Origin of the sequence: Mesorhizobium sp. M7A.F.Ca.ET.027.02.1.1 (assembly GCF_004022985.1) — a bacterium.
Lineage (GTDB): Bacteria > Pseudomonadota > Alphaproteobacteria > Rhizobiales > Rhizobiaceae > Mesorhizobium.
The window spans coordinates 1-8,333 of record NZ_RZOL01000267.1 but is presented as its reverse complement, the minus strand read 5'-3'; the positions used below and the strand labels follow the sequence as shown (position 1 = coordinate 8,333).

The following is an 8,333-nucleotide window of genomic DNA, read 5'->3' as shown; positions in this document are numbered from 1 at the left end:
ACCTTTGCCTCCGCCGAGCAAGCGCCGATCCGCCGCCTGAAGGACGGCCTGCTGCTGAAAGCGCCACAACCGACGCCTGTGGAAGGCAAAAGGCTGGCACTCTCCGAAAGGCTCTTCGGCGAGGACGCGGTGATCATGGATCGGCCCGTCAGTTCCAGCGTGCGCTACGCTGCCGAGAGCGGTCCCGCGATCGAGATGTTGTGGCAGGGATTCCAGGAATTGGGTATCTGGTCCAAACCCGGCGGCGCGCCATTTCTTTGCATCGAACCCTGGCATGGCCTTGCAAGCCCGGTGGATTTCGATGGTGAGTTTATCGATAAGCCTAGCGTGATGTTGATCGAGCCTGCCGCGAAGCGTGTTCTGAGCTATCAGGTACGTCTGCTGCAGCGTCGTGCGCGAATGGCTGAATTGGAGTGAGCCCAGTGAATTCTGAAACAATCGAGATCTACCATCCACGTGGTGTTTCGAATTTGGGCCAATGGGACATTGGCGGTCTCAAGCTCAAAGTCTATGGCCTCGTCGCAGACAACAAGAAGGTCGACGGACCCATGGTGACCCTGGCACAGTCATTCGTGCGACAGGAGGTTCTGCCGCGTGTGGTGGACGAGGGTGACGACAATGGCATGGGCTTTGTGATTATTCATCCTGGCGAGCTGGGTGTTTCCATCTCGGTTCACTGGTGGATACAAGGTTCGGTGCTTTGTCAGCATATCTATCGGAAGCTGTATTCCGCCGCCGAACCGATGGATACGGTAAAGAGACCTGTTGTTGCCTGTGTTTGGGAATTGGCTCTGATAAATGCAGGAAGCTTGGCGAAAAACGATGATGAAAAGCGAGCCCAGTCCGTCAGGATACATGGACGCTCGAGCTGGCTTCGAAGCTGCATAGAGACCGCCCATGATCGACTATGACGTGGTCGCTCAGACCGTCGGTGCCCAATGAAGCTGTATTTCAGCCGCAATCCCAACCCTCGGCTCGCGGTCGCGGTGGCACGCTACCTCGACGCGAAAGTCGAATTTGAATTCGCCTCGCCATTCGCTCCGGGGCAAGCGGAGAAATTTCGCCGGTTAAATCCCAATCTCTCGCTGCCCATCCTCGCGGAAGAAGAGGGAAAAAGCCTCTGGGAGGCAGACGCCATAGCCTGCCGGCTCTCGCGCGATGCGCATTCGGATTTCTGGCGCACCGGCGATGACGAACCCGAGATGATCCGCTGGCTGAGCTGGGGCAAGGAGCACTTCGCATTCGCTTGCGACATGGTGCATTTCGAACGTGGGACCAAACAGCGGTACGGCATCGGCCCGATCGATCAGAAGCGGGTGGAGGAGGGCCTAAACCAATTCCATACGGCCGCGGCAATACTCGACGCCGTGCTTGCCGAGCGGCAGTGGCTGGTCGGGAATTCGGTTTCCTATGCCGATTTTCGAATGGCGACCTTCCTGCCGTTCAACGAAGCCGCCAGATTGCCGCTCGACGATTATTCCTCTGTCAGCCGCTGGTACCGTCGGCTTGAAGACATCGGCGCCTGGCGTGACCCTTTCAAGGGGATGGATGCACCCGAATTGCCGCCGGTGCCGCAAACGGCTGTCGCGGACCAGCGGTGAGAACGCGCGCGAAGAGCCGCGCAGCAGGCCGAGCCTACCAAGGCAATGATGTGCGGGGGATCGGATGAATATCTATGTCCTGAGTGTGGTCGAAGGACAGGAATGGGTCCTTCCTGGACAAGCGGACGACTACCAGCTGTTTTCGACGCTCTGCGGCCGGAAGCAGACACAATGGCATCCGCCCAGGATGGAGATCCTGTGCGAACACGAGGACGGTACGCTCCGGCAATATTCAGATTTTCCATGGCTTGGCGAGCATGTGCTCATCCTGCGGGCGAGGGCGTTGAAGTTGCTTCGGCCAACCCTCGAACCGTACGGTGAATTCCTGCCGCTTCGTGCTGACGAGCCAATATCGCTCTTCAATGTCACCACCGTGATCGATGCGCTGGATGAGGAACGTTCAAAGATCGTTCGCTTTGACGATGGCGGCATAATGGTGATCGAAAGCCTCGTCCTTCGAGCGGACGCAATCGGCGGTACCGAGATATTCAAGCTGCCCGAGCGTGCCGATGGGGTGCGAATATCCGATATCTATCTGCAGGAGACGATCGTACGCCGGATCGGGGAGCTTGGGCTCAAGGGCATTGCTTTCAACTTGGTCTGGAGCGACGAGCCGGCCGGACAAGGCAGGATCGAGTACCCAGGTGTGGAAAAGAGCATTTCAACCGCGAGCTCGCTCACGCGCTTTTGGGCCGGTCTGCGGCGAAAAGCAGGGTTTTGATATCAAACCTGCCGGACGACGGTGCCGACCACATTGACGAGAAGGCGCGCGGCGGTCAGCGCTGACAGGCGGTCAATGTCGGCCGGCGGATAGAACTCGACAAGGTCGAACCCTGCGATCCGGGCCCGTCTGCCGAGGCCGGCGATCAGGTCGATCACCTGCATGTAGGTTAGGCCGCCGGGTGTACGCGCCGCCACGCCCGGCATGACGCTTGGATCGAGGCTGTCGCAGTCGAGGGTGACGACAACCCGCGCGCCTTCCGGAATATGCCGGAGCGCGGCTTCGACGCCCTGAGCGTGAACCTCGCGGGCGGTCACGAAGTGGCTGCCATAGCGCCGTGCCGCTTCGATCTCGGTGATGCGTGCGCTGCCGACGCTGCGCAGGCCGACTTGCACCATGCCTGCGACATGCGGCATCTCGCTCGCCCTGCGCATCGGGCTCGAATAGCCGTGGCGTTCGCCATACACCTCGTCGCGCCAGTCGATATGGGCGTCGATCTGCAGGACCCAGACCGGCCCGTGCTCCGCAAAGCCGGCGAGGAAGGGAATGGTCATGGAACAGTCGCCGCCGATCAGGATCGGCACGGCCGGCAATGCCAGGATTTCGCGCGTTTTTGCCTCGATCCTGACCCTGTTGCCGGCATTGTCATGCATGGTGGTCAAGATATCGCCGGCGTCGATGCAAGAGGCCGGCTTGCCGTCGAACAGCGGGCCGCCGAGATCGAAATCCCAGTGCTCGACGAACGCGGCATCGTCCTGGCTCGCAACGCGGATCGCATCCGCCGCCAAGGCATGGCCGCGGCTGTCCTTGCCGGGATAAGTGCTGCCGTGACCGGCCCCGAAGATCACCGCGCGGGGCATGTGACCATCTGCGAGACGGTCTGGAAAGCCGAGAAAGGGAGGCGAGGGGGTCATGCCTTGATGGATCCTGATGATGCTTAGCGCACGCCGATCGGGTGCGGTTAAGTCAAGCGCCCCGGCTTCAGCTTTGTGCCGATCGGGTAAGCCCAATAAACTCTAAAACAATCGAGATCGATCACCCACCTGGTGTTTCAAATTTGGGCCAACGGGGCATTGGCGGTGGCATGCGCCGATTTCGAGGCGACATTGCGCTGCCGGCGAGGACGTTGGGGCGGCTTGCGTCGGCAGGCGCGATCCCGAAATTTCCAGTACGTGACGAGAATGAACCTTGGCTGGTCGCCTGATAGCGGAACCAGGCGAGGTTCACGTTGTTACCACAGCGGGCGACTGCCGGTTGCCGGATTCGGAGTCATCGTTTCATGACCAATGGTCCATTGCCTGAAAACGTTCTGGTCTCGCTTCCCAAGATCGATGCAAAAGCGGCGCCGACGCTCAAAAATGCCGAGGCGGAGGTATTTTACACGGAAGCAATCCGTGAGCTTACCGCCACCGACATACCCTTTCTGGTCGCCGGGACCTACGCGGTAAGCGCTTATACGGGTGTCACCCGCCAGACCAAGGACCTCGATATCTTCTGCAAGGCAGGCGACTACGCGCGGATCCTGGCCCATTTCAAGCAGCTTGGATATGCCGTCGAAATCGAGGATGACCGGTGGCTCGGCAAGGTGTTCAAGGGCACGCATTTCTTCGACGTCATATTCGGCTCGGCTAACGGCACGGTGCCTGTTGGCGACCTGTGGCTGGAACACGCCCGCCAAACAGAGCTGTTGGGCAGCAGGGTGCGGATCATCGGCCCGACCGAACTCATCTGGTCCAAATGCTTTATCCAGGACAGAGGGCGACACGATGGCGCCGATATCGCTCATACGATTCTCAAGGCGGGCGATCAGATCGATTGGCACCGGCTGCTTTCTTATCTGGAGGTTCACTGGGAGGTTCTGTTGATGCAGCTTATCAATTTCAGGTGGATTTATCCGAGCGAGCGCGATCATATCCCGGCGTGGCTGCTCGATGAATTGCTCGACCGCCTCGCCAAGCAACGGCAGTTGCCGTCTCCAAGGATGAAGATCTGCCGTGGGCGGCTGCTTTCGCAAACCGATTACGAAATCGACGTCAAGGAATGGGGCTTCGCCGGCGTCGGTGGTGTGGGAGAATTCCGTGATGGCTGATCCCGTCAAGAGCAGCGCGCCCAAGGAGGGCGCACGCGCGCTCAAAGTTGCCGCGGTCGGGGATCTCCATGTGCGGGAAGATGCGCAAACCTCGTATCGCGACCTCTTCGGCGAGATATCGAGCGAAGCCGACATTCTCGTTCTCACGGGAGATCTGACCAATCTCGGCAAGCCTCGTGAAGCGGAGATGCTGGCCGAGGATCTGCGCAACTGCTCGATCCCGGTCGTGGCGGTGCTCGGCAATCATGACTACGAGTCTGGTGCGGTGGAAGACGTCACGAAGATCCTGCGCCAGGCGCATGTTCATCTCCTCGACGGGCAGGCAGTTGAAATCGAGGAGGTGGGTTTTGTCGGCGTGAAGGGATTCATAGGCGGCTTCGGCTCACGCATGCTCGGCTCATTCGGTGAACCGGCGATCAAGACGATGGTCGCGGAAAGCGTGAACGAGGCAATGCGACTTGAAAATGCGATGCGCCAGGTGCGGGCGAAGCGCACACTGGTGATCCTCCACTACGCGCCAATTGCCGACACAGTCGCGGGAGAACCGCCGGAGATATTTCCATTTCTGGGCTCTTCACGCCTGGCGGAGACGATCGATCGATTCCAGGTTAGTGCTGTCGTGCACGGTCATGCACATCGCGGTTCTTACGAAGGTCAAACACCTGGCGGAGCCAAGGTCTACAACGTCGCCATGCATGTGGCCAAGCCAAGCGGCCGCCCCTACGCCTTGCTCGAAATCTGACGCCAGCGGCATGCGCCGTGGTGTCCATTGGCCTTGACTCAATTGGTGGTGTTGATCGATTTCGCCAACTCTTCCAGCTTCCGGGGGTCGTTGCCGTGACGGCGCACCAGTTCGCGAGCCTGCCTGGACGGCAAATCGGTCGTGGCCGCCAGTTGTCGCACCTGCTGATCGTCGATGGCGACCTGCGGCAATGTATGGTCGATATTTCCTTCCTTGTCCTTCATCGCGCTTCTCCTTGATCCCTGTCGACGACAACGGCTCGAAAATCCGACCGGTTCCGAACGATCTGCAACTTTTGCGCCTTCACCTGGGCGGACCAACATACTCGTGTCCCGAGGGCGTAACGATCTCGCTGGATTCTGCCAGGAACCATGCCACGGCGCACGAGTTGTTCCGACTGAACGGAGATAGTTCGATGCCACAGCCAAGACAGCCAGACCCAAATCGCGATGTTCCCGTGCCGCCTCCAACATGGAAGCCCGAGCCGATCGAGGAACCCGAACCGGAAAGGCTCCCGGACGAGACCCCGCTGCCCAATCCCGACGAGAATGAAGAGCCTCCCATCCACGCGTAGGACGAAGGGGAGTTTCTTTATCGCGGGGCAAAGCACACCTTCGGACGGCTAACGATCAATCTCGCCAAACACGATGTCGAGCGATCCGATGATGGCGGCAACGTCGGCGATCATGTGCCCTCGAGACAGGAAATCCATCGCCTGCAGATGGGCGAAGGATGGCGCGCGTATCTTGCACCGGTAAGGGACATTGCCCCCGTCGGAAACCAGATAAACACCGAATTCTCCCTTTGGCGCTTCAACAGCGGCGTAGACTTCTCCGGCCGGCACGCGATGCCCCTCGGTATAAAGTTTGAAATGCTGGATGGTCGCCTCCATCGAGCGTTTCATCGTGGCGCGCCGCGGCGGCGTGATCTTCTGGTTTGGAAGCGCGACCGGCCCCTGGCCTTCGGGTAACCGCAGTTTTTCCAGGCATTGCTTCATGATCCGCACCGACTGGCGCATCTCCTCCATGCGGACCAGGTAGCGGTCATAGCAGTCTCCGTTCTTTCCGACGGGAATGTCGAAATCCATGTCCGGGTAACATTCGTATGGCTGTGCCTTGCGCAAATCCCATGCGGCGCCCGATCCGCGCACCATCACGCCGGAAAATCCCCAGGCCCAGGCATCCTCCAGCCCGATCACGCCCACATCGACATTGCGCTGCTTGAAGATACGGCTGCCGGTGAGCAATTCGTCGAGGTTGTCACAGACTTTGAGGAACGGATCGCAGAAAGCCCAGATGTCGTCGAGAAGCTTCGGAGGCATATCCTGGTGCACGCCGCCGATTCTGAAATAATTCGCATGCATGCGGGCGCCGGAGGCGCGCTCGTAAAAAACCATCAGCTTTTCCCGCTCCGCAAATCCCCAAAGCGGCGGCGTCAGCGCGCCGATATCCATGGCCTGCGTCGTGACGTTGAGGAGATGCGACAGAAGCCGGCCGATTTCGCAAAAAAGAACACGGACGAGTTGTCCACGCTTTGGAACGCTGATTTCGAGCAGTTTTTCGGCAGCGAGGCAGAACGCATGCTCCTGGTTCATCGGCGCGACATAGTCGAGCCGGTCGAAATAGGGCAGCGCTTGCAAATAGTTCTTGTGCTCTATGAGTTTTTCGGTGCCGCGATGCAGTAAGCCAATATGCGGATCGGCACGCTCGACGATCTCGCCGTCCAGTTCGAGCACCAGCCGAAGAACACCGTGGGCCGAGGGATGCTGGGGCCCGAAATTGATGGTGAAGTTGCGAACGGCGGCTTCGACCATTGCTGCTCTCCGCGACTGTCGGGGCAAGGCGTGATGCGAATGGTTCGGCGCCTCAAGTCGTCGTCTGAATGATCAGCGTCAGGGTGCCATCGCCATCTATGTTTGCAGCGACAACCTGCGAGGAATTGAGCCCATTCGCCCTCAAGGCCGATGTCGCTTGAGGCGAAGCATCGACTGAGTTTTGCAGGCGTAGCAAATCTTCGGCGCTGGTCTGATTGATCACGGCATCCGCCTGCGCCTTGATTTCGTCAGGCAGATCCTCGACGGCGACAATGGCAACGCCGGTGAAATTCAAATCAGCAGAGCCTGGATCTGGCAGCGCCTGCTCCGGTTGCACTTCGCCCTGCGGTGGCGTCACCTGGGGAAGCTGCGGTCCAACAGTTTGGGCGTAGACGGGCTGAATGATGACCGCCCCGGAAAGTGCGACAGCTATCGTCAACATGCGCATGGTCGCTCCTTGCATCCTTCGAGGGAGATTTTGAAGAAACCCCCATGCCGAGCGATTGTTCCCGCGGGGCTGGTCACACTGGGCAATTTCGCGTCGACCCCCCTGGGGAAACGCCGAACGAACCATGGCCAAGACGACGTCATATGGCTGTCTCCCAACCGGCTGAGCGGTTGCGTACGGAATCGTACCATCGATTGATCTGCACCTTGGAGAGGATCAAAATAAAGCAGAGGTGACCATGGGAGGGAGCCGCATGAGCATCGCCAGATGGGCAATAAGACCTGTCGGTACCGCCAAGGCGTTTCTGGCAGAGGAGCTTCGAAGTGCGCGATACGGCGACATCGTTTCGGTCAAAGCGGCGATAGAGGCCGCTCGCAGCGACGCGCCTTATTTGCAGGATACAGACGATGAGTTGATGGAGACGATCGTCGAGCTGGCACGGGAACTGGGGCTGGCCGTCCTTTTTGACTCTCGCGATTGACCGATGAGCCATGGCTGGAGGACTCACCGGTGGTTGAAGCGATTTGGTACGAAATCGACAATTGGCTCATGGCCGAAAATGCGCAATCATTGGGAAATGGGACGACGGCTGGACGACAAACTCGATTGCAAGGCTTGTGGGACTATCCAAATGGACATTCCCGACAACGCCAAGGAATCGACGCCAATTCATTGCAGCAATTGCGGCGCCTTTCTCGGCGAGTGGGGCGAATTGCAGGACGATTTCTACCGCCAGGCTCGCGGTACCGAGGCATTCGACTTGCGCAACGGAACCATTATCAAGAAGTAGCGCGCAACGACGCGGCCTCCGGATGACATCGGCAAATTCGCAAGGGGTTGGCAGATCTAGCCGACCTCGATGACCACCATCAGCCCGCCGCCGCCCTTCTCCTCGACATTGTTGTTCGTCGTGTGATGC

General features: G+C 59.3%; 11 protein-coding genes and 1 pseudogene. 8 read left to right on the top strand and 4 right to left on the bottom strand.

The features are described 5' to 3' along the window. From EN749_RS24575 to EN749_RS24560, 4 genes and pseudogenes are all read left to right on the top strand, one after another. A pseudogene (locus EN749_RS24575) lies at positions 1–417 on the top strand (aldose 1-epimerase family protein); the annotation flags it as partial. Positions 418–422: 5 nt separating this feature from the next. Further along, entirely contained in the window at positions 423–911 is a 489-nt protein-coding gene (locus EN749_RS38990; RefSeq protein WP_245491492.1) for a hypothetical protein, read from the top strand. A 27-nt stretch (positions 912–938) separates the two neighbouring features. After that, positions 939–1,601: a glutathione S-transferase family protein gene (locus tag EN749_RS24565; protein ID WP_127329025.1), complete on the top strand. Its 663-nt coding sequence runs from the start codon at positions 939–941 to the stop codon at positions 1,599–1,601. Between the two features lie 64 nt (positions 1,602–1,665). Further along, positions 1,666–2,322 (top strand): DUF1629 domain-containing protein, encoded by a 657-nt coding sequence (locus EN749_RS24560; RefSeq protein WP_128364142.1) that lies wholly within the window; start codon positions 1,666–1,668, stop codon positions 2,320–2,322. A gap of 2 nt (positions 2,323–2,324) precedes the next feature. Here EN749_RS24560 and EN749_RS24555 read toward each other — a convergent pair whose 3' ends face one another. Then, positions 2,325–3,236, bottom strand: a complete 912-nt coding sequence (locus tag EN749_RS24555; RefSeq protein ID WP_128364141.1) for an agmatinase — start codon at positions 3,234–3,236, stop codon at positions 2,325–2,327. 365 nt (positions 3,237–3,601) lie between these two features. Here EN749_RS24555 and EN749_RS24550 point away from each other — a divergent pair, with 365 nt between their 5' ends. Together EN749_RS24550 and EN749_RS24545 are read left to right on the top strand one after the other, a co-directional pair. Next, on the top strand, positions 3,602–4,411 hold the full coding sequence (locus EN749_RS24550; RefSeq protein WP_023812007.1) for a nucleotidyltransferase family protein: 810 nt from the start codon (positions 3,602–3,604) through the stop codon (positions 4,409–4,411). Beyond that, complete coding sequence (locus tag EN749_RS24545) at positions 4,404–5,153, top strand: metallophosphoesterase (RefSeq protein WP_127271062.1); 750 nt, start codon at positions 4,404–4,406, stop codon at positions 5,151–5,153. The genes EN749_RS24550 and EN749_RS24545 overlap by 8 nt, the downstream gene beginning before the upstream one ends. A 38-nt stretch (positions 5,154–5,191) precedes the next feature. Here EN749_RS24545 and EN749_RS24540 read toward each other — a convergent pair whose 3' ends face one another. The 3 genes from EN749_RS24540 to EN749_RS24525 form a co-directional block, all read right to left on the bottom strand. After that, positions 5,192–5,377 carry a hypothetical protein gene (locus EN749_RS24540; RefSeq protein WP_128364140.1) on the bottom strand — a complete coding sequence of 62 codons (186 nt, stop codon included), beginning with the start codon at positions 5,375–5,377 and terminating at the stop codon, positions 5,192–5,194. A gap of 398 nt (positions 5,378–5,775) precedes the next feature. Beyond that, positions 5,776–6,966: an NADH-quinone oxidoreductase subunit D gene (locus EN749_RS24530; protein ID WP_128364139.1), complete on the bottom strand. Its 1,191-nt coding sequence runs from the start codon at positions 6,964–6,966 to the stop codon at positions 5,776–5,778. Positions 6,967–7,018: 52 nt separating this feature from the next. After that, positions 7,019–7,414: a hypothetical protein gene (locus EN749_RS24525; protein ID WP_127322666.1), complete on the bottom strand. Its 396-nt coding sequence runs from the start codon at positions 7,412–7,414 to the stop codon at positions 7,019–7,021. A 253-nt stretch (positions 7,415–7,667) separates the two neighbouring features. On the opposite strand from EN749_RS24525, the gene EN749_RS24520 reads away from it, so the two are divergent. After that, positions 7,668–7,895 (top strand): hypothetical protein, encoded by a 228-nt coding sequence (locus EN749_RS24520; protein WP_127322665.1) that lies wholly within the window; start codon positions 7,668–7,670, stop codon positions 7,893–7,895. Between the two features lie 150 nt (positions 7,896–8,045). Then, positions 8,046–8,204 (top strand): hypothetical protein, encoded by a 159-nt coding sequence (locus EN749_RS24515; RefSeq protein WP_081738677.1) that lies wholly within the window; start codon positions 8,046–8,048, stop codon positions 8,202–8,204. Positions 8,205–8,333 lie beyond the last annotated feature (129 nt).